General features: G+C 68.6%; 22 protein-coding genes. 11 read left to right on the top strand and 11 right to left on the bottom strand.

The window, feature by feature from the left end:
- The 3 genes from WAQ08_RS01090 to WAQ08_RS01100 all read left to right on the top strand — a co-directional run.
- Positions 1-1,196, top strand: a 1,196-nt coding sequence (locus tag WAQ08_RS01090) for a response regulator (RefSeq protein WP_422188795.1), incomplete at its 5' end; no start/stop codon positions are given.
- A gap of 49 nt (positions 1,197-1,245) precedes the next feature.
- The gene (locus WAQ08_RS01095) at positions 1,246-2,097 is read left to right on the top strand and encodes a CheR family methyltransferase (RefSeq protein WP_422188796.1); all 852 of its coding nucleotides are present in this window, start codon (positions 1,246-1,248) and stop codon (positions 2,095-2,097) included.
- Between the two features lie 39 nt (positions 2,098-2,136).
- Entirely contained in the window at positions 2,137-3,471 is a 1,335-nt protein-coding gene (locus tag WAQ08_RS01100) for a sensor histidine kinase (RefSeq protein WP_422188797.1), read from the top strand.
- A 378-nt stretch (positions 3,472-3,849) separates the two neighbouring features.
- On the opposite strand, the gene WAQ08_RS01105 is transcribed toward WAQ08_RS01100, so the two are convergent.
- The 3 genes from WAQ08_RS01105 to WAQ08_RS01115 all read right to left on the bottom strand — a co-directional run bounded on the left by WAQ08_RS01105 (position 3,850) and on the right by WAQ08_RS01115 (position 7,750).
- A complete protein-coding gene (locus tag WAQ08_RS01105) occupies positions 3,850-6,006 on the bottom strand; it encodes a response regulator (RefSeq protein WP_422188798.1) in 2,157 nt (718 codons plus the stop codon).
- Complete coding sequence (locus WAQ08_RS01110) at positions 6,003-6,410, bottom strand: response regulator (RefSeq protein WP_422188799.1); 408 nt, start codon at positions 6,408-6,410, stop codon at positions 6,003-6,005. Before WAQ08_RS01110 ends, WAQ08_RS01105 begins: the two co-directional genes overlap by 4 nt.
- 95 nt (positions 6,411-6,505) lie before the next feature.
- Positions 6,506-7,750, bottom strand: coding sequence for an oxygenase MpaB family protein (locus WAQ08_RS01115; RefSeq protein WP_422188800.1), 1,245 nt, complete (start codon positions 7,748-7,750; stop codon positions 6,506-6,508).
- Between the two features lie 219 nt (positions 7,751-7,969).
- Here WAQ08_RS01115 and WAQ08_RS01120 point away from each other — a divergent pair, with 219 nt between their 5' ends.
- Positions 7,970-9,061 (top strand): AraC family transcriptional regulator ligand-binding domain-containing protein, encoded by a 1,092-nt coding sequence (locus tag WAQ08_RS01120; RefSeq protein ID WP_422188801.1) that lies wholly within the window; start codon positions 7,970-7,972, stop codon positions 9,059-9,061.
- Here the strand turns inward: WAQ08_RS01120 and WAQ08_RS01125 are convergent.
- The 4 genes from WAQ08_RS01125 to WAQ08_RS01140 all read right to left on the bottom strand — a co-directional run bounded on the left by WAQ08_RS01125 (position 8,962) and on the right by WAQ08_RS01140 (position 11,569).
- A complete protein-coding gene (locus WAQ08_RS01125; protein ID WP_422188802.1) occupies positions 8,962-9,687 on the bottom strand; it encodes an MFS transporter in 726 nt (241 codons plus the stop codon). The two genes, WAQ08_RS01120 and WAQ08_RS01125, sit on opposite strands and share 100 nt — an antisense overlap.
- 233 nt (positions 9,688-9,920) lie before the next feature.
- Positions 9,921-10,514, bottom strand: a complete 594-nt coding sequence (locus tag WAQ08_RS01130) for a TetR/AcrR family transcriptional regulator (protein ID WP_422188803.1) — start codon at positions 10,512-10,514, stop codon at positions 9,921-9,923.
- Between the two features lie 94 nt (positions 10,515-10,608).
- Positions 10,609-10,986, bottom strand: a complete 378-nt coding sequence (locus WAQ08_RS01135) for a PilZ domain-containing protein (RefSeq protein WP_422188804.1) — start codon at positions 10,984-10,986, stop codon at positions 10,609-10,611.
- 202 nt (positions 10,987-11,188) lie between these two features.
- The gene (locus WAQ08_RS01140) at positions 11,189-11,569 is read right to left on the bottom strand and encodes a hypothetical protein (protein WP_422188805.1); all 381 of its coding nucleotides are present in this window, start codon (positions 11,567-11,569) and stop codon (positions 11,189-11,191) included.
- Positions 11,570-12,007: 438 nt separating this feature from the next.
- Between WAQ08_RS01140 and WAQ08_RS01145 the strand changes: the two genes are divergently transcribed.
- The 5 genes from WAQ08_RS01145 to WAQ08_RS01165 all read left to right on the top strand — a co-directional run bounded on the left by WAQ08_RS01145 (position 12,008) and on the right by WAQ08_RS01165 (position 15,265).
- Positions 12,008-12,370 carry a YciI family protein gene (locus tag WAQ08_RS01145; RefSeq protein ID WP_422188806.1) on the top strand — a complete coding sequence of 121 codons (363 nt, stop codon included), beginning with the start codon at positions 12,008-12,010 and terminating at the stop codon, positions 12,368-12,370.
- Between the two features lie 132 nt (positions 12,371-12,502).
- Positions 12,503-12,937 (top strand): YciI family protein, encoded by a 435-nt coding sequence (locus WAQ08_RS01150; protein WP_422188807.1) that lies wholly within the window; start codon positions 12,503-12,505, stop codon positions 12,935-12,937.
- A gap of 33 nt (positions 12,938-12,970) precedes the next feature.
- Positions 12,971-13,501 (top strand): SRPBCC family protein, encoded by a 531-nt coding sequence (locus WAQ08_RS01155; protein ID WP_422188808.1) that lies wholly within the window; start codon positions 12,971-12,973, stop codon positions 13,499-13,501.
- Between the two features lie 42 nt (positions 13,502-13,543).
- Entirely contained in the window at positions 13,544-13,954 is a 411-nt protein-coding gene (locus tag WAQ08_RS01160; protein ID WP_422188809.1) for a VOC family protein, read from the top strand.
- Between the two features lie 24 nt (positions 13,955-13,978).
- Positions 13,979-15,265 (top strand): RNA polymerase sigma factor, encoded by a 1,287-nt coding sequence (locus WAQ08_RS01165; RefSeq protein WP_422188810.1) that lies wholly within the window; start codon positions 13,979-13,981, stop codon positions 15,263-15,265.
- 21 nt (positions 15,266-15,286) lie between these two features.
- On the opposite strand, the gene WAQ08_RS01170 is transcribed toward WAQ08_RS01165, so the two are convergent.
- The 4 genes from WAQ08_RS01170 to WAQ08_RS01185 form a co-directional block, all read right to left on the bottom strand.
- Positions 15,287-15,916: a hypothetical protein gene (locus WAQ08_RS01170; RefSeq protein ID WP_422188811.1), complete on the bottom strand. Its 630-nt coding sequence runs from the start codon at positions 15,914-15,916 to the stop codon at positions 15,287-15,289.
- 7 nt (positions 15,917-15,923) lie between these two features.
- Positions 15,924-16,556: a hypothetical protein gene (locus WAQ08_RS01175; protein WP_422188812.1), complete on the bottom strand. Its 633-nt coding sequence runs from the start codon at positions 16,554-16,556 to the stop codon at positions 15,924-15,926.
- Between the two features lie 76 nt (positions 16,557-16,632).
- Positions 16,633-17,310, bottom strand: coding sequence for a hypothetical protein (locus WAQ08_RS01180; RefSeq protein ID WP_422188813.1), 678 nt, complete (start codon positions 17,308-17,310; stop codon positions 16,633-16,635).
- 97 nt (positions 17,311-17,407) lie between these two features.
- The gene (locus WAQ08_RS01185) at positions 17,408-20,809 is read right to left on the bottom strand and encodes a PAS domain S-box protein (protein ID WP_422188814.1); all 3,402 of its coding nucleotides are present in this window, start codon (positions 20,807-20,809) and stop codon (positions 17,408-17,410) included.
- Positions 20,810-20,938: 129 nt separating this feature from the next.
- Here WAQ08_RS01185 and WAQ08_RS01190 point away from each other — a divergent pair, with 129 nt between their 5' ends.
- Both WAQ08_RS01190 and WAQ08_RS01195 read left to right on the top strand, forming a co-directional pair.
- Complete coding sequence (locus tag WAQ08_RS01190) at positions 20,939-21,163, top strand: SlyX family protein (RefSeq protein WP_422188815.1); 225 nt, start codon at positions 20,939-20,941, stop codon at positions 21,161-21,163.
- 114 nt (positions 21,164-21,277) lie between these two features.
- Positions 21,278-23,293, top strand: coding sequence for a methyl-accepting chemotaxis protein (locus WAQ08_RS01195; RefSeq protein WP_422188816.1), 2,016 nt, complete (start codon positions 21,278-21,280; stop codon positions 23,291-23,293).
- Positions 23,294-23,299: the final 6 nt, after the last annotated feature.

The raw sequence follows: 23,299 nt of genomic DNA on the forward strand, positions 1-23,299 counted from the left end.
CCCACAGCGTGGACGCCGAGCGCCGTGCGCTGGTGGTGGCCACCCGCCAGCAGACGCTGGTCAGCGCGCTGGCCTCGCTGGCCGCCCTGCGCGAGCTCTCGCCCGTGCACGTGCCCCACCCCGATGCCCTGCTGCAGCAATGCGTGACCCACGCGCCGGCCCTGGTGGTGCTCGATCTGTCCGACGACGACGCGCCCAGCTGGACCGCCATGAGCCAGCTCAAGCAGGATGCCCGCACCCGCCACATCGGCGTGCACGCGCTGTGCCACCTGGAGCACAAGCAGCGCGCCCTGCGCCTGGGCGCCGCCTCGTGCTCGCTGCTGCCGCTGGAGTCCGTGCAGGCCCTGCAGGACACCATCAACGACCGGCTTGATCGCCTCACCCAGCCGCAGCGCAACGTGCTGGTCGTCGAAGACGACGCCACCCAGCGCGCCGCCATCCTCGACCTGATCGGCAATGGCGACATCAAGGCCAAGGGCGTAGGTACCGGCGCCGAAGCCCTCCAGGCCATGAGCGGCGACCGTGTCGACTGCGTGGTGATCGACCTGGGCCTGCCCGACATGGACGGCGGCGCCCTGATGCAGCAGTTGGCCGACAAGCTGGGCAACCTGTGCCCGCCCATCATCATCTACACCGCACGCCACATGGAGCGCGAGGAAGAGCTCTCGCTGATGAAGAACGCCCAGGCGCTGATCGTCAAAGGCGCCAGCTCGCCCGAACGCCTGATCGACGAGCTCACCCTGCTGCTCAGCCGCTGGCCCTCCAAGATCTCGCCCGCCACCCGCGCGCTGATCGACAAGAGCCGCCAGCACGACCCGGTGCTGGCCGGCCGCAAGGTGCTGGTGGTCGATGACGACGTGCGCAACATCTTCGCCATCTCCGCCGCGCTGGAGGTCTATGGTGCCGTGGTTCACCATGCGGAAGGCGGCCTCGAAGGCATCGCCGCGCTGCAGGCCCAGCCCGACACCGCCCTGGTGCTGATGGACGTGATGATGCCCAACGTGGACGGCCTGGAAACCACGCGCCGCATCCGCGCTATCCCCGAGTTCGAAGCCCTGCCCATCATCGCCGTGACGGCCAAGGCCATGCCCGGCGACCGCGACACCTGCCTGGAGGCCGGCGCCTCCGATTACCTGTCCAAGCCTGTGGACATGGACCACCTGCGCGCCATGATCCGCGTCTGGCTGGCACGCTAGGGCCTGTTCACGCAAAAAGGGCACCCACCGCCCCATGTCCCTGCTGACGATGACATTGCCGCCCCCCACGCCCTTGCCTTCGACCCTGACGCCGGCCCTGCAGGCCGAGCTGACGGCGTTCGTGACAGGCATCTCGGCGCTCACCGGCATCGATTTCACCCGCTACCAGCGCTCGGCGCTGCTGCGGCGGCTGTTGCCGCGCCTGGATCTGGAGGCCACCGGCTCGCTCACCGCCCTGCTGGACAAGGCCCGCGCCGACCGCGCCTGCCTGGTGCGCCTGCAAGGCGACATGACCCTGCACGTGACCTCGCTGTTTCGCGACGCCACCTACTTCCAGCTGGTGCGCCAGCAGATCGGCCTGCTGGCCACCTACCCCAGCCCCCGGCTGTGGGTGGCCGCCTGCGCCACCGGTGAAGAGCTCTTCAGCTACCGCATCCTGCTGCACGAGGCAGGCCTGGACAAACGCTGCCGCCTCTACGCCACCGACCTGAGCGCCACCGTGCTCGCCAAGGCCCAGCAGGGCCTGATCGAGCCCTACCAGCTTGCGGATCATGAAAAGGCCTACCAGGAGGCCGGCGGCCAGGGCAACCTGCTGGACTACTGCCAGTTGCAGGACGGGCAGTTGCGCTTTCACCCCGCGCTGATCGACGGCGTGGTCTTCAGCGTGCACAACCTGCTCACAGACGGCTCCTTCAATGAATTTCAGTTCATTTCCTGCCGGAATGTGACGATGTACTTTGATGAACTAGGGCAGGAGCAGGCCCACCGACTGCTCCATCAGAGCCTCACGCCCCTGGGACACCTGGGGCTGGGGATCGGAGAGTCACTGCGGCACTCACCTCACCGAGCCGATTACCGGCAGTTGGGAAGGGGGGAGCCACTGTTCCAGCGCATCCGCTGAGGGCGCACGTCCGTATCAAAAAGAAGCGAGGGAAATACCATGGGCCAGCCAGACCAACCCACCGTCAACATCCTGATGGTCGATGACGTCGAAGCCAACCTGCTGTCACTCGAGGCCATCCTCGAGCCCCTGGGACAGCGGCTGGTGCGGGCGCAATCGGGCACCGAGGCGCTTCGGCAACTGCTGCACGACGACTTCGCCGTGATCCTGCTGGACGTGCGCATGCCCGACATGAACGGCTTCGAGGCCGCGGCCATGATCCGCAGCCGGCCACGCTCGCGCAGCACGCCCATCATCTTCCTGACCGGCACAGAGAAAAGCGACGACGCCATGTTCGAGGGCTACTCGGCCGGCGCGGTCGACTACCTGATGAAACCGGCCGTGCCCGCCGTGCTGCGCTCCAAGGTGGAGGTGTTCATCGAGCTGGCTGCCTCGCGCATCGCGCTGGAACGCCAGGTGCGCGAGCGCGAACAGGCCGCCCTGGAGTTGCAGCGCCTCAACGAACTGCTGGGCGACCGCAACACGGCCCTGGCCTCGGCCAATCAGGAGCTCGACGCCTTCTGCGCCTCCGTGTCGCACGACCTGCGCACCCCGCTGTCGCAGATCCTGGGCTTTGCCCAGTTGCTCGACATGACCAGTGGCAACCGGCTCAACGACACGGACAGGCTGCATCTGCAGCGCATCCAGACCATCGGCCAGCACATGACGCAGATGGTGTCGGATTTCCTGACCTTCGCGCGCCTGGGCCACACGCCGCTGCAACGCGGCCAGGTGGACATGGATGCCCTGGTGCGCCAGGTGATCGAGGAGCAGACACAAGGTGCGCAGGTGCTGCAGGGCCAAAGCACACGGCATGTGGACTGGGCCATCTCCAGCCTGCCCAACGTCGAGGGCGATCGGCACATGCTGGCGCACGTGTGGAGCAACCTGATCTCCAACGCCCTGAAGTACTCCCGGCAAAGCCTGCCGCCGCGCATCGTGATCAATGGCGTGGCCGAGCAGGACGAATGCGTCTACTGGGTCACCGACAACGGGGTGGGCTTCGATGCGCAGTACGCGCACAAGCTGTTCGCCGCGTTCTCACGCCTGCACGCCGGCACCGCCTTCGAGGGCATTGGCATCGGGCTGTCGTCGGTCAAGCGCATCGTGCTCAAGCACGGCGGGCGCGTTTGGGCCGAAAGCGAAACCGGCCGGGGTGCCACCTTCTACTTCGCGCTGCCGTCCGTGATGACAGGCAATGGCAGCGGCGTCGAAACCGGCGCGGCCGCCGGGCCTGGAGCCGGTGCGGGCACCGGTGCAGTCACGGCCATGGCAGGCGGTGCCGCCTTGCAGGCCACCAGCAATTGGGACTGCGAGCCCGCATCCTCCAGGTAGGCCTGGGCGTCATTCCACAGCTGCGCCGGCTTGAGCGGGCTTTCGAGCATGCTGCTCTTCTGGGATTGCCGCAGCGTGTCGTAGCCATGGGGGCAGCGCTGCGAGGCCTGGGCCGCCAGGCGGCCCGGGTCGCGCCCGCGCAACTCATACACCTCGCTGCCATCGGGCGTGGCCAGGCGCTTGATCTGCATCTGCACGCAGCCGGCCAGCACCACCACGCCTGTCACCAGGCCCGCCAGCGTGGTGATGGCGAGCGGCAGGGGGCGGGTGGATCGGCAGGCGGTCATGGCGGCAGTATGGCGGGGCGACCCTGCGGGCATCGGCCGATCAGGGGCATCATCACGGCCCTACTCCGCGCCCGGACGGCACCGATGAAACTCAGTGCACGTACGGCGACAGCGCCCGCTGCACCTCGCCCAGGAAGCGGCCCTGGTCGAACTCCGTCTTGTTGACCAACTCGAACAGGCCACCGCTCAGGCGCTGGCGGTCGCGCAGCGTGAGGTCACGCCCGGTGACCACCATGATCGGGATGCGCGCGCTGGCCGGATCGCCCTTGAGCGCATCGACCACCTCGAAGCCGCTGACCTCGGGCATCTCCAGGTCCAGCACGATCAGGTCCGGGTTGAAGCGCCGCGCCAGGCTGATGCCTTCGGAGCCGCCGTAGGCGCGCAGCACCACGCAGCCCAGGTGGTTGAGCGGCTCGGCCACGCGCTCGACGGATTGCGCGTCGTCGTCGATCACCAGCACCGTGGTGTGGCGCGGCGTGTTGCGCGCCATGCCCAGGTGCTCCAGGCCGCGCTTGAGGTCGTCCATGCTCAGAGGCTTTTGCAGCACCAGCGACACGCCCATGGCGTAGCCCACCATGCGGCCATCGCCCTCCACCGACACCACCACCACGGGCACTTGGGCCCAGCGGGGGATGGCCTTCATGCGCTGCAGGAACTCCCAGCCGTCCATGCCGGGCAGGCGGATGTCCAGCGTGATGAGCTCGGGCACGAACTGCTCGCTGAGCTTGAGCGCGTCTTCGGCCGACACGGCCCGCCGCGTCTGAAAGCCCAGCGATTCGAGCTGCAGGCGCATCATCGTGGCGGCGCGGTCGTCGTCCTCGATGATGAGCGCGGTCGAGCGCAGCGTGATCTGGGGCAGTTGCAGTTGTTCGAGGTTTTCGGTGGATGAGGGCTGGCTGCCATGGATGGGCAGCCACACGGTGAAGCGGCTGCCCTTGCCCACCTCGCTGCTCACGGCCACGGCGCCGCCGTGCAGCTCGGCCAGGCGGCGCACCATGGCCAGGCCCAGGCCGGTGCCTTCCTGTGCGCGGCCTTCGGGGCTGGCCACCTGCGAGAAGGGCAGGAAGAGCAGGTCCAGATCCTGCGGCCGCATGCCGATGCCGGTGTCGCGCACGGACAGTTCCACGAACTCGTGCGCCTCGCCCGGCGGCAGGGGGATGCGCCGCCCGCTGGCAAAGCCGGGCACCACCTGGGCCGCGCGCTCGCGGGGCACGCGCGCCATCTGCACGGTCACGGAACCGTCGGCCGGCGTGAACTTCACGGCGTTGGACAGCAGGTTGTGCAGGATCTGGCGCACGCGGCGCGCGTCGGCCTTGATCTCGCTGTTCAGTGAAGGCGACAGCTCGGTGAGCAGGCGCACCCGCTTACCGCGGGCCGTCTCGGCCACCACCAGCAGGCTGTCGGCCAGCAGGGCCTGCATGTCGATGGATTCGAGCGAGAGCTCCATCTTGCCCGCCTCGATCTTGGACAGGTCGAGGATGTCGTTGATCAGCGCCAGCAGATGGTTGCCGCCTTCGAACACATGGCCCAGGTAGATGCGCTGTTGCTGGCTGAGATCGCCGGCCAGGCCGTCTTTCAGGATCTCGGAGAAGCCGATGATGGCGTTCAGCGGGGTGCGCAGCTCGTGCGACATGCTCGAAAGGAAATCAGACTTGAGCTGGCTGGCTTCTTCGAGCAGCTTGTTCTTGGTGGCGATCTCGCCGTTGACCACCTCCAGCTCGGCGGCCAGCCGGCGGGATTGGGCCTCGCGCTGGCGCAGATCCTGGGCCTGCTGCTCCAGCTCGGCGCGCAGCTGGCGCATGCGCACGTAGTCGCTCACGTCGTCCAGGCGGTAGACCACGCCCACGATCTGGCCCTGTGCGTCACGCAGCGGGCTGGTGTGGGGTGTCCAGTAGTGCACCTCGAAGTCACCGTCGGGCTGGGGCCGGTCGCGCTGCAGCAGGGGCAAGGCCTCGGGCTCGCCCGTCTTGAGCACTTGCCGGGCCGAGGCCAGCACGGCCTCGCCGGAGGGCTCGCCGGGCAGGTTGTCCGCCTGCGGGAACACCTCGGCCAGCGAGCGGCCCAGCAGTTGCCCGCGCTGCAGCCCCGCAGGACCCACGGCCACCAGGTAGGCATCGCTCACGGCCACCGCCACCAGGGCCGTGTCGAACACCAGGTACAGACCGGGCAGGCCCTGGAACAGGGTCTGGAAGTCGGGGCCGCTGGCAGGCTCGGGCAGCGCCGGCGAGGGCTTGCGCGCTTGGGTCATGGGCCTATCCCCTCTTGATGGCTGATGTCGTGGCCCACATCATGCGCCAAGAGATCATCCACCGCCGCCAGAAGTTGCTGGTAACGCAGCGGCTTGGACACGTAGGCCGCGCAACCGGCGGCACGCATGCGCTCTTCGTCGCCCTTCATAGCGAAGGCGGTCAGGGCCAGCACGGGGATGTCCTGGGTGCGCTCGTCGGACTTGAGGGCGCGCGTGGCGGTCAGCCCGTCCATGCCGGGCAGTTGGATGTCCATCAGGACCAGATCGGGCGGGTTCTCGCGTGCCAGGGCTAGGCCCTGGGCGGCATCGGTGGCCTGCAGCAGCGTGTGGCCGGCCTTTTGCAATATGGTGCCCGCCAGCAACATGTTGGCGGGCGTGTCTTCAACGATCAGGATGCGTGCCATCGTAGGCCTCCCCTAGCAGTCTCCTCATCCTCCGGTATACGCCGGCAGCGGATTGCGGGCAAGCCTTCTGAAAGACCCTGTTACCAATCTAGCGATCAAGAGTGCGCCGAATGGGACACTGCTTCCGCAGAAGCCACACCCGGGGCATGGCCACCAAACAGCACTGGCAGGTAACCAGCCTGGCGGCTGCGGCCGTAGCGTTCCTGCAGTTGCTGCACGCCAGGCACGATGCGCCCCAGCGTGTGCCAGGCCAGGCGGGGCAGCAAGGTCAGCGCCGGGTACCACGGCAGGGTGGGCGGCAGGCCCAGGGCCTTCATGCCCTCAGAGCCCACGAACAGCCGCGCCACGCTCAGGTGGCGGGCGCGGTTGAAACGCCCCTGTATCCCAGGCAGCCAGCGGTAGTGACGGCCCAGGGGCTCGTCCATCAGCGAGCGGCCCAGGGCCTTGCTGGAGTCGTCGGGCGGGGCCTGGCTGACGATGTTCTGGTAGATCAGAACGCGGGCTTCTTGCTCGTCGTCGCTCAGCAGCGATTCGTCCACGCCCATCACCCAGCCGATGTAGCGCCACAGGTGCATCATGCCTTCGGCGTCACGCCGGCTGACCAGCACCCCGCTCACGCGCAGCGCCATCAGGTGCACCACGCTGAAGCCCAGGTAGGTGGCCTGCATGTCCACCTGGTTCAGCGGCGTGCCCAGGGTGTTGCGGTCCCAGCTGTCGCGGCCCAGCAGGCTGCGGCGCACGATGGCATGCAGCACACGCACGCGCAAGGTGTTCTTGAAGCCGGGGCTGAAGCGCGACATGCCATCCTCGGCCGTGGCATCGACCCACCAGGAGGTGGTTTCGGCCACGCGCCGCTGGGCACCGCGCGCCAGTGCCCCGGTCATCACCAGGGCCTGGTTGATGGCGCCGGCCTGGTAGCCGGCCATCAAGCCCGCATCGCGTAGCACGAGCATGCCGAAGCGGCCCGCGCGGTGGATGAAGCGCGCGCCGTCGCGCAGCTTGGCCGGGTCCACCCAGGCGGGCGGCGTCTCCACGTAGCGGATGAAGTCAACGAGGGGTGCGGGCGCATCGGGCACAGCCTCCAGGCCCCGCTCGAGGGCGCGCTCCAGCAAGGGGCGCCCCACGCCCATGCCCACTTGGTGCAGCCAGGCCACCACCGCATCGGCCTGGGGGTCGCCGCGCCACAAAGCCGCGCCCAGGGCGTCCCACTGCTGCGGCGTGGCCTCGGGGTTGCCGCGGATCAGCAAGCGCACGCCCTGGGCCATGCGCCGGCCGGTGGCCAGGTCAGCGCCATGACGCGAAGGGGGCTGCAGGGGAAGCGATGAGGGCAGGGCTGACATGGTGTGGCCTCCGGTGGGAAGATGGGATTCAATGCCTGTCATGCTCGGCGGGCGCGCTGACGATGTCATTGGCCGCAGCCACCAGCCCGTTGGCCGTTCGGCCCAAGGCGCCTCCGGACAAGCCCTTGGGGACAGCTCCCTGTACAAGCTGGTGGGCAGCCCCAACAGCGGCACTTTTGCCACGCCACAAGCTCTCACATTCGTTACCATGCTCGGTTGATGTCAACATCTGCTGTCAGCCCCGACACCGCCCCGGCCATGCCCCCCGCCGGTTACTACGCGCCCTTCACGCGCGTGGTGGTCGACTACGTGCAGGCACAGGGCGTCGATGCCACCCCCGTGTGCCAGGCGCTGGGCATGAACCTGGCCCAACTGGCCGACGAGCACCTGCGCGTGCCCAGTGCCCGGCTCTCGCAGGCCCTGGCGGTGGCCGCCCACCTGTGCGGAGACGCGAACGCGCCCTTGCGCATCGCCAGCCTCGTACGGCCAGCCCACATGGGCTCGCTGGGCTACGCGGTGATGAGCAGCGCCTCTGGCGGCGACGCCCTGGCCCTGTTCGAAAAGCTGCAGTCGCTGCTGTGCACCGAGATCCGCGGGCAGCACCAGGTGGTGGGCCACACCATCGAAGCGCGCCAGGAACTGCTGGGCCCCGTGCCGCGCAGCACCGCGTTCTGGACTTTCTTCGTGGCCTCGCGCCTGGGCTTTGCCCGCTGGGTGTCGGGCCGCGCCCTGGTGCCGTTGCGGCTGGACCTGCCCTGCCCCGCGCCGGCCGACCCCGGCCCGCTGCAGCGCTTCGTGGAAGCGCCCCTGCGCTTTGACATGCCCGATTGCCGCGAGGTGATGCCACTGGACTGGCTGGGCTGGTCCAACCCCAATGCCGACCCAGCCGTGCACGCGCTGATGAGCTCACAGGCCGGCCAGCGGCTGCAGACCCTGGGCCAGCAGGCGGGCGAGGCCGTGGCCCAGTTGCGCCAGCAGGTGGCCCACAGCCTGCGCGAGGAAGGCCTGGTGCCCACGCTGGAGGTGCTGTCGCAGCGCATGGCCCAGGGGCTGGCGCCCGGCGCCATGCCCTCGGCTCGCCAGTTGCAGCGCCGGCTGGCCGAGCTGGGCCTGAACTTCAAGACCCTGGTGGAAGACGTGCGCCGTGAAGAGGCCATGCGCCACCTGGAGCACACCGGCCTGCCACTGGCCGATGTGGCCCGGCTGGCGGGCTATGCCGACACCAGCACCTTCCACCGCGCCGTGCGCCGCTGGACCGGCAAGACCCCCCTGGAAGTGCGCGAGCGGGCCCGCCGGAACACCGCCGGCTGATACGACGCTAACGCGCGCCGCCTGAGGCCACCTTCGGCGCGGTGCGCACCGGCAGGCACAGCAGCGCCGTCAACAGCGCCAGCGCGATGTGGCCTCCGTACAGACACTTGAAGTCGGCCAGGCCGATGCCCTCGTGCCCCAGCAGCATCACCGTGACCGCCACGCCCATGACCGCCCCCACCTGCCGCACCGGACAAGGCTGGCAGCACCATGCCAACGCCCACCCCGGTCAGGAACAGGCCCGGCAGCCAGGTGTGCAGGTAATCAGGCACAGGGCCGGCCATGGTCCAGAACCACAGCCCGCCCAATGCATAGACCAGGCTGCCGCCCACCAGCAGGGCACGGTGGCCGTGACGCGCGGCCCAGCGGCCTGACAGCACCGCCACCGGGATCACCAGCAGCGGCCCGGGCGTCACGGCCACGCCGGCCTGCGGCAGGCTGTAGTGCCAGATCTTCGTCATGAAAAAGCAGAAGCCGAAGAACATCATCGCGAAGACCATGCCGAAGCTCAGCGTGGCCAGGTTGACGACGCGGTAGGTGCGGTCCTGAAAGAGCGTAAGGTCGATGGCCGGCGTGGGCGTGTGACATGCCCAGCGCGTGAAGGCCAGCAGGGCCAAGGCGCCCACGCCATACTGAGAACAGGCCCAGCGGCAGGTTCAGGTAGAAGGCCCAGGGCCGCGGCCAGCGCACTCACCGCGCCCCACAGGCTCACGGCCACGGCGCGGCGCTCGGCCGGGAAGGCCGACGAGCGCGAGATGCCCGCGTTGTTGACCAGCAAGGCCTTGGCGAAAGCGAGCCGCACGAAGCGGGACAAAAGGGTTCTCTGAACCGTCAGGGGAAGGTCGATGGCGCGGGCGCGTCAGCCCACGTGCTCATGCAGGAACATGCGCGAAGCATTGAGCACGGCCTTGGACAGCGCCCGCTCATCGACCGCCCGGGCCAGCACCAGGGCGCCGATCAGGCTGCTGACCAGCGCCAGCGATTCATCACGCACCGCCGCATCAGACGCCTCGGGGCCGACGGACTCACGCACCTGCTGCTCGGCCAGGGCGATCATGGCCTTGATGCGGCCGGTGGCGGCATGCCGCACTGTCGGCTCCTGCCGATGCATCTCGGAGCCCAGCGCCGCCATCGGGCAGCCCTGCGCCACGGCCTTGCAGTGGCGCTCGGACAGGTAATGGTCAATCAGCGTGCCCAGGCCCTGGCCCGGCGGCGCCTGCTCGACGGCCTCACCCAGGCGCAACAGGGCCTCGGCCCCGGCGTGCTCGGCCGCTTCCGCCAGCAAGGCGTTGCGCGAGGGGAAGTGCGCGTAGAAGCCACCATGCGTCAGGCCGGCCTCTTTCATGATGTCGGCCACGCCCGTGCCGTCGTAGCCGCTGCGGCGGATGGCCTGCGAGGCGGTCTTCACGATGCGCTCGTGCGTGAGTTCCTTGCGGGAGGGGGTGGCGGGCATGGCGGGATCACATCCATAAATATGATGGTCATCATATTTCAGATGCGAGGCCTGGCGCGAGACAGGAGCTTTGCCGCCACAGGGAAGAAAGCAGTCAGCCCAAGAGTTCGCGCACGGCGGCTTGCGCGTCCGGCGACAGGGCCATGAACAGCATGCCGATGCGGAACACGCCCGGGCCGGTGTATGAGGAATAGACCGCCTTGGCCGCCAGCGCCACCTCACGTGGGCCGGAGGGCAGCGGCAGCACCAGGCGCAGGGTGCAGCGCGAACCGGGCTCGATGGGGCGGGCGGTGAACAGCGACAGGCCTTGTGGGCTCATGTCCTGCAGGATGCCTTCGCGCTCGGGCGGGGCGGCCAGTTGGATCAGCACAGGGCAGCGGAGGGAGAGTCGGTCATGCCGCCGGCGGCTGGTGGCGGCTTGCGGGCCCTGGGCGGTGTCTTGCGAGGCCTGCGGCGGTGCGCTGCTCTTCATGGAGCGTGTCCCCGTGGTGGCGGGGCTGGTGGACTCATCAGGCAGGATACGCGCGCAGGTGGCCCATGGTCAACGCCCGCGGGCCACGTTGACGCCCGCAGCCAACGCCACCAACAGGTGCGCTCAAGGAAACGCCGGGCCGCCCCAAGTTTCCTTGCACCCCACGGGGGGCGGACTGGGCGCAACCCGGACCTGGGGGCACTCAAAATGGCGCGGGCAGCATCTTCAGCCCCAGCAGCATCACCGAGGTCACCACGTTGAAGGTCACGCCCAGCGCCGCCTGCACGTAGAACACCGCCGACAGCGCCGGTGCGCCCACGCCATGCTCGACCAGCGCGGCGATGCCGAAGCACAGCAGCGTCATCACGGCCCAGCGCCGCAGGTAGGTGGGCAGCCAGCGTGCCTGGTGCTGGTTGTGGCGCCAGGCCGCCGCGCGTTCGAGCAGGTTCGGCCGATTCACGTCGCGGAACAGCCAGCCGAAGAACCAGTAGCGGTAGAGCAACTGGCGGAAGGTGGTCGGCACGAGGGACGCGGGCTGCAAAGGCCCGGCACCGCCCCCCGCCGGGGGTATCTTGGTGTCCATGGCAAAGCTCCAGACGAAGGCACCATCTTGCCAACTTGCCAAGAACCTGCTGGCACCAGGGGCAGCGCGCCGCGCCAAAGTACCGGCTTTGCGCGCCCGGCTTGGTGCGCTCAGACCTCGTCGTCGAGCTCGACACGGCACCAGCCCAGCTTGGGCCAGCCACCGGCATGGATGTTCAGGCCGTAGAGGTTGACGATCTCGAGGGTGGGCATGGGGTTCATGGGCGTGCTCCGAGCGTTGAGGTGGTGGATGGGCCGGTCCGGTGTGGGCCGGGTGAGTTCATCGTGGCACCACGCACCCAGCCAGGGGTCAGGGCAATCACCGACCATGGCGGCCACCCCTTGTCCGGGTGTGAACAGTGCACGCCTGGCATCCCCCTTGAACACGGGGCACGTATCATCGATTGCCCTTGGATCCCCCAAAACAGAGAGCCCCGCCATGAGCTACATGCTGCTGATCATCGAGCCCGTCGGCCAGCGCCGCACCCGCACCGAAGCCGAGGGCCAGGAGGCCTACGCCAGCATGGTGCGCTTCGGCCAGGGCCTGAAGGAGCGCGGCCTGCTGCTGGCCAGCGAATCGCTGCAATTGGCTTCGCAGGGCGCGCGCGTGACGGTGCGTGAAGGCCGCGCCAGCATCGTCGACGGCCCCTTCGCCGAGGCCAAGGAAATGATCGGCGGCTTCTTCCTGCTGAGCTGCAAGACCCGCGAAGAGGCCGTGGCCATCGCCGCCGACTGCCCGGCCGCCCAGTGGTGCACGGTGGAAGTGCGCGGCCTGGGCCCCTGCTTCGACGACCACGGCTGATGGAGGGGCTGATGGGTGTCGCCCATCAAAGGGTTTTCACCTGGTTCAACCCTGTCAATGACATGCCGCCTGCTTCGTCGTGTGGATGAAGGGGCACCATGACGGCGCCCCGCCGCGCCCAGGAGACGCCCCATGCGCTACATGATCATCGTCAAGGCCACCACCGAGACCGAAGCCGAAACCGGCATCCAGACGCCTGATGAAGCCCTCATCAAGGCCATGACGGATTACCACGAGCAACTGGCCCAGGCCGGCGTGCTGCTCGATGGCTCCGGGCTCAAGCCCAGCCGGCTGGGCTGGCGCATCAGCTTCAGCGAGACCGGCACCGACGACCGCCGCACCATCACCGACGGCCCCTTCGCCGAAACCAAGGAGCTGGTGGCCGGCTACACGCTGATCCAGGTGCGTTCACGCGAAGAGGCGCTGGAATGGACACGGCGCTTTCCCAACCCCGTGGGCCGGGGCCGTGCCGCCGAGATCGAGGTGCGCGAGCTGTACGAGCTCGATGACTTCGCGCCCAGCGAATCCGTCAACCGCCTGCGCGACATCGGCGTCGGTGGCGCCTGAGCGCGCCCAAGGACAACACCTCAGGAGATCACCATGCTCAAGTCCATCGCCCTGATCGTCGTGCTGGCCGTGGCCGCGCTGGCGCTGTACGCCACCACCCGCCCCGACACCTTCGCCGTGCAGCGCAGCACCGTCGTCCAGGCCGGCACCGACAGACTCTTCCCACTGATCAACGACCTGCACCAGTTCAACACCTGGAACCCTTACGCCAAGAAGGATCCGGCCATGCAGATCAGCTACCGGGGGCCCGCCAGCGGCCCGGGCGCGGCCTTCGATTTCAGCGGCAACAAGGACGCCGGCAAGGGCAGTGTCGAGGTCACCGGCGGCCAGGCGCCCACCCGCGTCGACATGGTGCTGCACATGATCGAGCCGTTTGAAGGCCGCAACCAGATCACCTTCACGCTGACACCGCAGGGCGAGGCCACCCAGGTGACCTGGGCCATGCACGGCCCCAGCCCCTACATCAGCAAGCTGATCGGCATCTTCATCGACATGGACCACATGATCGGCCGCGATTTCGAAGCCGGCCTGGCCCAACTCAAGGCCGTGGCTGAAACACGCTGAACCGGCCCCTTCACACACCACATCCTCCACGGAGAATCCACCATGCCCCAACAGATCTTCCTCAACCTGCCCGTCAAGGATCTTGAGCGCAGCAAGGCCTTCTTCACCCACCTGGGCTACAGCGTGAACCCCCAGTTCACCAACGAGCAAGCGGCCTGCATCGTGATCAGCGACACCATCTACGCCATGCTGCTGGTCGAGCCCTTCTTCCAGACCTTCACCAAGAAGCCCATCTCGGACGCGAAGGCCAGCACCGAGGTGCTGCTGTGCCTGTCGTGCGACAGCCGCGAGCAGGTGGACACGCTGGTCGCCAAGGCGCTGGAAGCCGGCGGCAAGACGCCCATGGACAAGCAGGACCACGGCTTCATGTACGGTCACGGCTTCGAAGACCCGGACGGCCACCAGTGGGAGCTGATGTTCATGGACATGAGCGCCGCCCCTGCACAGTTCTGACACCTGACATCACCGCCCCGCACGATGACCTCACCCACGGACACCCACCGCGCCATCGACACCGTCTGGCGCATGGAGTCCGCCAAGATCATCGCCGGGGTGGCCCGCATGGTGCGCGACATCGGCCTGGCCGAAGAGCTGGCGCAGGACGCCCTGGTCAGCGCACTGGAGCACTGGCCCGAGGCCGGCGTGCCCGACAACCCGGGCGCCTGGCTGATGGCCACGGCCAAGAACAAGGCACTCGACCGCCTGCGCCGCGACAAATCGTTCAGCGCCAAGCTGGAGCAGATCGGCCAGAACCTTCAGGCACAGGAGGCGCTTGTCGTGCCCGACTTCGTGGATGCGCTCGACGCCGCCCGCGCCGACCAGATCGGCGACGACCTGCTGCGCCTGATCTTCACAGCCTGCCACCCGGTGCTGTCCACCGAGGCGCGCGTGGCGCTCACGCTCAAGCTGCTGGGCGGCCTCAGCACAGCCGAGATCGCACGTGCCTTCCTGGTGCCCGAGCCAACCGTGGCGCAGCGCATCGTGCGGGCCAAGCGCACGCTCACGGCCGCGCAGGTGCCTTTCGAGCTGCCGCGCGGCGATGCGCTGGGCGAGCGCCTGGCCTCGGTGCTGGAGGTGGTCTACCTGGTCTTCAACGAGGGTTACACCGCCACCTCGGGTGACGACTGGATGCGCCCCGCCCTGTGCGACGAAGCTTTGCGCCTGGGCCGCATGCTCACGGGCCTGGCGCCGCAGGAGCCCGAGGTACTGGGCCTGGCTGCGCTGATGGAGTTGCAGGCCTCGCGCAGCGCCGCCCGCACCGACGCGCAAGGCCGCCCTGTGCTGCTGATGGACCAGGACCGCGCCCGCTGGGATCACCTGCTCATCCGACGTGGCCTGGCTGCGCTGGAGCGTGCCGAGCAGCTGTGCCAGGCCCAGGCCCGCGCGCTGGGGCCCTACGCCCTGCAAGCCTCGATCGCCGCCTGCCACGCCCGCGCCACCACGGCCCCCGCCACCGACTGGGCCCGCATCGCCGCGCTGTACGACGCGCTGGCGCAGACCATGCCCTCCCCCGTGATCGAGCTGAACCGCGCGGTGGCCGTGAGCATGGCCTTCGGGCCGCAGGCCGGGCTGGAGATCCTGGACGCGCTGCGCGCCAACCCGGCGCTCAAGAGCTACCCGTGGCTGCCCAGCGCGCGCGGCGACATGCTGGCCCGCCTGGGCCGACACGACGAGGCCCGAACCGAGTTCGAGCACGCGGCCTCGCTCACCCTCAACGAGCGGGAGAAGACCTTGCTGCTGGCACGCGCACAGGGCAGCCGTTGAGCCTCGCTTCCGCCGAAAGGCCTAGCGACAGGTGCTCTCTTCGACCTCGTAACCCAGGTTCAGGTACAGGTGCGCGCGCCCCTTGCTGCCCTTGGCAGCGCCGGCCTTTCCGGATGGAGCCTTCTCGATCACCTGAAAGCCCTCGGTGCTGACGCAGGTGGTGGACGCGGTGCTACGCCCATCCTTCGCGCGCGCCACCAACCCGTCGCCCGGCGCCATCTTCACCGACTGCACTTCGCCCAGCACCGCGGCCCCCACGAAGGGCATGTCCGCGTCCTGCGCCGACACCCGGGCTGCCTTGGCCACCAGCGGCCGCCCCGCGCCCATCTCGGTGGCGGTGCCTGCGGGCGGCAGTGTCACCTTCTTGAAAGCCGACAGAGGCAGGCGCCGGCAGCAGGCGGTCTCACCCGTCTCGCCGGGGTACTGGAAATGCACGTCGCCGCCCGTGGGCAGCGGCCCGGTGGTCACCAGCGTGAGGGCGCCTTTGCCATCGAACTTCACGATGCCATGGCGCAAGGGCTCGGGCGCCGCGGCCGGCGATGGCGATGGCGATGGGGCAGGCGCCGAGGCAGGCACGGACGCCTTCTGGGCCCACACGCCCAGCGGCACCAGAAACACCGCCATCACCCACACACGTCCTGCACAGCGCATCGCCACCTCAACCCCCATTGTCCGACCAGTGCGGCGGATCGGTGACCAGCTTGATCACGCCGTAGGAGCGCCCCACCGGGTGCAGGTCGGACAACTGCGCGATCTTCACCTTGCGCCCCTTGCCATTGACGATCGTCTTGCCCACGATCCGCGAGATGGTCATGTCGATGGCCGCGCGCTCCATGTGCCTGGACTTGAGCGAAGGCTGGTGCACCGTTTCATACCCGTTGACCATGGCCACCGCCGCCGCGCGGGACAACTTGTAGGTGTCGTGCACCCAGTCGATCTCCACACCGGCCATGGGCGGCACCTTGGCGGGGCGGATCCACCCCTTGGCGATCCTGTAGCTGTAGTGCATCAGGTAGGCGCGCTCGGGTGGCCGGTAGGTGGCGGATATCTCGACCACGGCCTTGGCATCGGCCAGCGCGTCCAGGAAGTCCTGCACCTTGTCGCGAAAGCCCTCCTTGAGGTCGTCCACGCTGACGCTGGTCGGGAAACGGTCCACCCAATGGGCACCGCTCTTTTCCTTCTCGCCGGCCGTGAGGTTCTTCTCGCTGAAGTAGATGCGCGAGAGCGGCCCCGTCATCGTGTCCATCATCGGATCCGAATCGAACAGGCAGAAGCCGCGGGTCATGAGCATGGGGCGGTTGAACATGGGTACTCCGGTGAACCCTGATTGCCCACGAATGTAATGAGCCTGGCCCGATCACACATCCCTAGTTCGTTGGATCCGGGGCCGCCGGAACAGGGGTGCCCTGGCGCCTTGGCCCGTCCACGAAGCAGGGCCGCAAGGCGCATTCACGCGCGCTGCGCCAGAAGATCGCATTCCACTCGAGCGGGTTCAAGGGCAGATCCCGGTTGAAGAACACGCCACCGCCATTGGCCAGTTGCCAGCCGTGCAGACGCACGCCCGCACGCGGCAGCCACTGCGAGGCCAGCGGCGGGCCGTACTGCGCCTCCAGGCCTCTCAGTGCCGACCAGTGCGACCACCAGGGCACATTGACCACCGCCTGGTTGAGCCGCCCTGCCTTGAAATAGAAAGACAGCCCCATGGCGCCGTGGCCGTTGAACGACTGCACGTCGGCGAAACAGCTGCGGTCGTCGAGGTACTCGCCCGGCCGGTTGTCGTAGCACCGCCAGTCCAGATCCGCAAAGCGGGCGCGCAGATCCGCTTCTGTCCAGGTGGGTGAGAGTTCGTCGAGTTGGAACGTCACGCCGGGGCGTTGCTCGGACAGGTAGAGCTTGTACTCGCGCGCATGCTGGGGGTGGCTCAGCACCAGCAGGATGGCCAGCAGCATCAGCAAGAGCACGCCCAGCAGTGTGATCGACAGCCAGCTGGTAGTGCCATCGCGGGCAGGCGCGGGGCGCGGCGGGGTGGATGCCGGTTGGGGCATGGCGGACTCCCTCGGGTATTTTGAGTATGAGCGTCACTGTACCCGCAGCCGTGGGATGCCAGGCAAGGCCAGCCTCGCCCGCACCTGCGCTGAAAGCTCACCCCCCGACCATCTGTCGCACCTTCCCCACCAAGGTATCCATCGGGAAGGGCTTGGTGATCATCTCCATGCCCTGCTCCAGGAAGCCGCTGGACATCGAGGCGGTTTCGGCATAGCCCGTCATGAACAGCACCTTCAGATCCGGGCGCCGCACACGGGCGGCCTCCGCCACCTGGCGGCCATTGAGGCCGGGCAGGCCGATGTCCGTCACCAGCAGGTCGATGCCGTCGAGCTCGCGCATCAGCAGTTCCAGGCCCGACGGGCCGTCATCGGCCTGCAGGGTGCGGTAGCCCAGTTCCTTGAGCAGATCCACCACCAGGTGGCGCACCACGGGCTCGTCCTCGATCACCAGCACGGTCTGGCCCTGCCCGGCCTCGTGCGCGGGCGTTTCGCCCACCAGCTCGACCTCCAGATCGGCCTCCTGCAGATGGCGGGGCAACAAGAGCTTGACGGTGGTGCCCTGCCCCAGCTCGCTGCTGATGCGCGCATAGCCTTCGGACTGGCGCGCAAAGCCATAGATCATCGACAGGCCCAGGCCCGTGCCCTGGCCCAGCGGCTTGGTGGTGAAGAAGGGATCGAAGGCCTTGGCCAGGGTGGAGGCCGACATGCCGGTACCGGTGTCGGTCACGGCGATGCCCACGTATTCACCCGGGCGCACGTCCAGCGGCCGGTCGGCGTCGCGGACGTCGATGTCGACGTTGTTCGTCTCGATGGTGAGCAGGCCGCCCTCGGGCATGGCATCGCGGGCATTGATGCACAGGTTGAGGATGGCGTTCTCGAGCTGGTTGGGATCGCACAGCGTGGTCCACAGGCCATCGCTCAGGTCGAGCTGCAGGCGCACCCGCTCGCCCAGGGTGCGGCGCAGCAGGTCTTCCATCGACAGCACCAGCGGGTTGACCAGCGTGGCCTTGGGCGCCAGGGGCTGGCGGCGCGAGAAGGCCAGCAGGCGGTGGGTGAGCGCGGCCGCGCGGTTGGCCGAGTTCATGCCGGCGCTCAGGGGGCGCTCCAGCTCGTGGGTGCGGCCCTGCTCGACGAAACGGCGGATCACGCTGAAGGCGCCGGTGATGCCCTGCAGCAGGTTGTTGAAATCATGCGCGATGCCGCCGGTGAGCTGGCCAACGGCTTCCATCTTCTGCGACTGGCGCAGCGCCTCCTGGGCCTCCTGCAGCTGCGCCTGGTGTTCGCGCTCGGCCGTCACGTCGCGCCCGCTGCCGACGATCAGCGTGCGGCCGGGCTCGGGCGCCAGCGTCCAGGAGATCCAGCGCCAGTGGCCATCACGGGTGCGCACACGGTTGTCCAGGCTCACGGGGCGGCCATGCTGGGCCATGTGGGCCAGGGCCTTGGCCACCATGTCCTGATCTTCAGGATGGACCAGCTGCGTGTAGTCCATGGTCACCAGTTCAGCGGGCTCAAAGCCCAGCAGGCGTGTCCACGAGGGCGACAGGCGGATGGGCCGGCCCTGCGGGTCGGCCACCACCAGCAGGTCTTCGCTGAGGTCCCAGACGCGGTCACGCTCGCGCGTGCGCTCCTCCACGCGCGCCTCCAGCGTCTCCTTGGCCTTCTGGGCATCCTGGAACAGGCGGGCGTTGTCGATCGCGATGGCGGCCTGCGCGGCCAGGCTGCTCACGATGGGCTCGCTGCGTTCGGTGAAGACGCCCGTGTCCGGGTGGCCCAGGAACAGCCCGCCGATGACCCCGCCCGAGCGGGAGACGACCGGCACGGCCAGGTAGCTGCGCACGGGCAGGTGCCCCTGGGGCAGGCCCTTGTGCGGCGGGTTGTGGCCGTAGCGGGGGTCGCGGGTGATGTCGTCCGAGCGCACGACGCCATCCCCATTGAAGGTGGGCGCGAACACCTTGGTATTGCGCGGCATGCCGAAGTTGAAGTCCTCGGCCTTGGCGCCGGCCAGGGCGTAGAGCATGTAGCTGCCGCCCTGGTCGTCGAGCACGTTGTAGAAGAAGGCGCCGAACTTCGCACCCGTGAGCTCGGTACCCACGTCCACCGCCCGCTGCACCAGCGTGGCCAGGGACAGGTCGGAGGCCAGGCCCGCGCCGAAGTGGTTGAGCGTCTCCAGCATGTGGCGCTCTTCGCGCAGGGCTTCTTCGGCGCGCACACGCTCCACCGCGTCCCAGGTGCGGGCCGCAACCTCTTCGACCAGGGCCACGTCGTCACGGCTCCAGTGGCGGGGCTCGCGGTAGCAGACGCAGAAGGCGCTTTGCCAGCGGCCGTCGCGCAGCAGGGGCACGGCGATCAGGCCACGCACCAGGAAATCGCCCAGGGCCGATCCGGCGTTTTCGTCCTCGCCAGCCGCATCGGTGTAGTGGGCCGTGCGCCCCTGGCGCAGCCACGTGGCCACGCCCTCACCGATCGCATCGAGCGGCATCGTATGCGGCAGCTGCGGCACGCCCACCACGTAGTCCGTCTCGCGTGTCATCACGCCGTCGGCCTCGTTCACCTTCCAGTAACCCACGCGGCTGGCGCCCAGGTGCAGGCAGACCGCCTCGACCGCGGTGTCCATGATGGCGCGCGGCTCGTTGACCAGACGCATGCGGTCGGCCAGGCCCAGCAGGAAGGCGTGCCGGGCCTGCGCGGCCTTGCGCGCGGAGATGTCGATGGCCGTGCCCACCGCCCGCACACAGTGCCCGGCGGAGTCGAAAATGCCCTTGCCCTTGGCCGCCACCCAGCGCACCACGCCGTCTTCCTGGCCGATGGTGCGGTATTCCACGTCGTACACACCGCGCAGCACCGGGTCCAGGGCCGAGGCGAAAGCCTCCGTGGTGATCTGCAGATCATCTGGGTGCAGGCAGGCGTAGAAATCGTCCATGGACACGAGGCGGCCCGGACTGATGCCGAACATCGCGCGGGTGCGGTCCGTCCAGGTCAGCAGGTCGGTGGCGATGTCCAGGTCCCAGGTGCCGATCTCGGCCGCATCGGTGGCCAACTCCAGGATCTCGCGGCGCAACTGGGCGTTGCGCAGTTCGGTGCGGTCACGCAGCACCTTCACGAAGCCGATGACCTGGTTGTCGTCGTTGCGCAGCGGGGTCATCTGGCCCGAGGCCCAGAAGCGCGTGCCGTCGCGTCGCACGCGCCAGCTTTCGTCCTGAGCGAAGCCCTTGTCCAGGGCCACGGCCCGTTCGCGCTCGATGCGCTGGTCGGCCACGTCCTCGGGGGTGAAGAAGCGGTGCACGGTCTGGCCCAGCATCTCGCCTTCCGTCCAGCCCAGCACGCGCGTGGCGCCTTCGTTCCAACTGGTGACCAGGCCGTTCAGGTCCAGGCTGATGACGGCGTAGTCGGTGGCGCTGTTGAGTATCTGGCGGTGACGGGCTTCGGCCTCGCGCAATGCCCGTTCGGTGAAGGCATCGTGGCGGGGCGGAGAATCCTGTCGGGAGCGGCTGTCGCTCAAGGGCACACCTGTGGTTCGCTGGACATCGGGAAGCTGCGCCAGAGGATACAGGGTTTCACGCCGGCGAGGACCGCCTCGCCCGGGCCTGACGGCGTGCGCCGGCCGCGATTCTGTCGTCCAATACGGGCCATGGAACATCCCGACGACGACACGGTGCAGCGCCTGACCGCCCTGGAGATCAAGGCCGCCTTCACCGAAGACCTGGTGGACCACCTCAACGAGGTGATCGTGCGCCAGCAACAGCAGATCGACCTGCTGATCCGCGAGGTGACGGACCTGCGGCGCCAGGGCAGCGAAGAAGGTGGCGGTGCGACGTTCCGCAGCCTGCGCGACGAGCTGCCGCCGCACTATTGACGGCGTGCAAAGGACCGTGCGTGCCCGCCACGCGCCGCGCCAAACGGCTCAAGTTGCACGGCCACCCTGCCGATAGCCGGGTTTGCACCACGCGCTTCGCGCCAGGAGACGGTTTTGGCCGCAGTCCTTCCCGCCCCAGACCACCAGTCGGCATCGCCCGCCCTGGCCCTGTCATACCACCAGGAACACACCAAAACGGTGCCTGCCCGGCGCTCGCTGCGCGGCCTGTCGCTCAACGCCAAGCTGTGCTTGGCCGCGTCGGCCTGCACCATCGTCAGCCTGTTGGTGACAGGCGTGGCCGTCGGGCTGCAAAGCAGCCGCGTGGCCGAAGACTCAGCGCGCCAGAGCGTGCGCGCCACCGGGCAGTACGCCGCCAGCCAGGTCCAGTCGGATCTGCAGGCCACGTTCAAATCCATCGCCGCGCTGGCCACCTCGCTGCAGGTGGCGCGTGACGCCACCAACCCGCCGCCACGCGCACAGCTGGACGCCACGCTCAAGCGCCTGCTGGAACAGCACAGCCCCTGGCTGGCCGCCTACTCGCTGTGGGAGCCCAACGCGCTGGACGGCAAGGACGCCGAGCACGTCAGCAAGGGCCCGCAGGACGACGCCACCGGCCGTTTCGTGTCCTACTGGAACCGGGGCAGCGGCGAGGTCAAGGTCGAGCCCCTGCTGGATTACGAGAAGGCCGGCGTCAACGACTGGTACGACATCCCCCGCCGCACTGGCAAGGCCACGCTGGTCGAGCCCTACCTCTACAAGGTGGGCGGCAAGGACATGCTGATCACCTCGCTGGTGACCCCCATGCAGGTGGGCGGCCAGTTCGTCGGCATCGTGGGCGTGGACCTGCTGCTCGACGGCCTGCAAAAGAAGATGGCCGAGATCAAGAGCCTGGACGGCGCCGAGGTGCAGCTGATCTCGGCCGGCGGCAAGTACGTGAGCCACCCGGATGCCAAGAAGATCGGCGCCGATGCCTCGGACCTGTCGCCCGAGGCGCTGCAGGCCGTGCGCCAGGGGCAGCCCTTCGAATACACCGACAGCACCGGCCATGTGCGCGTGCTGGCGCCGGTGCGCGCTGACAACGACGCCCAGCCCTGGGCCCTGTGCATCCACTACACCGAAGCCGCCGCCCAGGCCCCCGCCCGCGCGATGATGGCCCTGGTGGCCGGCATTGCCGTGCTGTGCGCCGTGCTGGCCGTGGGCGCCCTGTTGACCGTGGTCACCCGCCTGACCCGGCCCGTGCGCGAACTGGCCACCACCATGGACGCCCTGGCCGGCGGCCAGAGCAATCTGCGCGTGCAGTTGCCCGTGCGCGGCAGCGACGAGCTGGCCCGCATCTCGCAATCGTTCAACCAGTTCGTGGCCAAGCTGCGGGGCGCCTTCGAAGATGTGCGCAACACCAGCGGTGCGGTCGATGGCGCAGCCGGCGAGATCTCCGTGGGCAACACGGATCTGTCGGCCCGCACCGAGCAGCAGGCCAGCAACCTGGAGGAGATCTCCGCCTCCATGGTGCAGCTCTCGCAGGGCGTGCAGAACAGCGCACAGACCGCCCGTCAGGCCGACACCCTGTCGCGCCAGGCCGGTGAGACGGCCGAGCGCAGCCAGAGCGCGATGCAGGACGCCATCAAGGCCATGGCAGAGGTGGGCGACTCCAGCAAGCGCATCGCCGACATCACCGCCGTGATCGACGGCATCGCCTTCCAGACCAACATCCTGGCGCTGAACGCGGCGGTGGAAGCGGCGCGCGCCGGTGAGCAGGGCCGCGGCTTCGCGGTGGTGGCCTCCGAGGTGCGCACGCTGGCGCAGCGCGCCGGCACCGCCGCCAAGGACATCAAGTCGCTGATCGGCGAATCCTCGGCGCGGGTCGAGGTGGGCACGGAGCGCATCAAGGTGTCAGGCGGCGCGCTGGCCGAGCTGGTCACCGTGGTCAACGAGGTCTCCGGCCTGATCAACACCATCAGCCACTCCAGCGTGGAGCAGGCCCAGGGCATCGCGCACGTGGAGGTGGCCATCGGCCAGCTCGACAGCATGACGCAGCAGAACGCGGCGCTGGTGGAAGAAGCCGCCGCCGCGGCTGACTCGCTCAAGCAGCAGACGCAGCGCCTGACGGGCACGCTGGCCGAGTTCATCTGAACCCGG

The organism is Aquabacterium sp. (assembly GCF_049274795.1).
GTDB lineage: Bacteria > Pseudomonadota > Gammaproteobacteria > Burkholderiales > Burkholderiaceae_C > Aquabacterium.